This is a genomic window from Acinetobacter sp. LMB-5 (genome assembly GCF_001541635.1).
Lineage (GTDB): Bacteria > Pseudomonadota > Gammaproteobacteria > Pseudomonadales > Moraxellaceae > Acinetobacter > Acinetobacter pittii.
The window spans coordinates 1-295 of sequence record NZ_LRDR01000142.1 but is presented as its reverse complement, the minus strand read 5'-3'; the positions used below and the strand labels follow the sequence as shown (position 1 = coordinate 295).

General features: G+C 56.3%; 1 rRNA gene. It reads left to right on the top strand.

What is annotated here, in order from left to right:
- Positions 1 to 295, top strand: a 23S ribosomal RNA gene (locus tag AW165_RS18880); the annotation flags it as partial.

Genomic DNA, 295 nt, shown 5'->3' with positions numbered 1-295 from the left:
AGAGTTCATATCGACGGCGGTGTTTGGCACCTCGATGTCGGCTCATCTCATCCTGGGGCTGAAGCAGGTCCCAAGGGTATGGCTGTTCGCCATTTAAAGAGGTACGCGAGCTGGGTTTAGAACGTCGTGAGACAGTTCGGTCCCTATCTGCCGTGGGCGTTGGAAGATTGAAGGGGGCTGCTCCTAGTACGAGAGGACCGGAGTGGACGAACCTCTGGTGTTCGGGTTGTGTCGCCAGACGCATTGCCCGGTAGCTAAGTTCGGAATCGATAACCGCTGAAAGCATCTAAGCGGG